Here is a 1029-nt window from a genome sequence, read left to right as displayed (position 1 = left end):
GCCGTCGACCCGCAGCAGCGGCTGCTGCTGGAGACGGCGTGGGAGGCGTTCGAGGACGCCGGCATCGACATCACGCGGCTGCGCGGCAGTGACACCGGCGTCTTCTGCGGGGTGATGTACCAGGACTACGGCTTCGTCGCCCAGCAGAGCGACCGGCGCGCGGAGATCGAGGGGTACATGACCATCGCCTCCGCGGGCAGCGTCGCCTCCGGACGCCTCAGCTACACCTTCGGCTTCGAAGGCCCGGCCGTGTCCGTGGACACCGCCTGCTCCTCCTCCCTGGTCGCCGTGGACATGGCCCTCAAGTCCCTGCGGGCCAAGGAGTGTTCGCTCGCACTGGTCGGCGGTGTCACCGTGCTGGCCAGGCCGAGCGTGTTCGTCGAGTTCAGCCGCCAGCGCGGGGTCTCCCCGGACGGGCTGTGCAAGGCGTACTCGGCCGCGGCCGACGGCGTCGGCTGGGCCGAGGGCGCCGGACTCCTCGTCCTGGAACGCCTCTCCGACGCCCAGCGCAACGGCCACCGCATCCTCGGCGTCATCCGCGGCAGCGCCATCAACCAGGACGGCGCCTCCAACGGACTCACCGCCCCCCACGGCCCCTCGCAGGAACGCGTCATCCGCCAGGCCCTCGCCAATGCCCGCGTGACAGCCGCCGAGGTCGATGTGGTCGAGGGCCACGGCACGGGTACACCGCTCGGTGACCCGATCGAGGCACAGGCACTGCTGGCCACCTACGGCCAGGAACGCGAGAACGGCCCGCTCCGCCTGGGCTCCGTAAAGTCCAACATCGGCCACACCCAGGCCGCCGCAGGCGTCGCCGGCATCATCAAAATGGTCAAGGCCATGGAGCACGAAACGCTCCCCGCCACCCTCCACATCGACGCACCCTCCCCCCACATCGACTGGACCGCCGGAGAGGTACGACTCCTCACCGAAGCCGAACCGTGGCCCGCCACCGAGAACCGCCCCCGCCGCGCGGGCATCTCCTCCTTCGGAATCAGCGGGACGAATGCGCACGTCATCCTCGAGGAG

1 protein-coding gene is annotated in these 1029 nt (G+C 70.6%); it reads left to right on the top strand.

Annotation, left to right across the window (positions count from 1 at the left end; genetic code table 11):
• Positions 1-1029 (top strand): beta-ketoacyl synthase N-terminal-like domain-containing protein (locus ACFVV1_RS40845; protein WP_390000718.1); only part of this gene is annotated, 1029 nt, incomplete at both ends.

The organism is Streptomyces sp. NPDC058092, assembly GCF_042884935.1.
Classification (GTDB): Bacteria; Actinomycetota; Actinomycetes; order Streptomycetales; family Streptomycetaceae; genus Streptomyces.
This window is presented reverse-complemented; position numbering and strand designations above follow the sequence as displayed.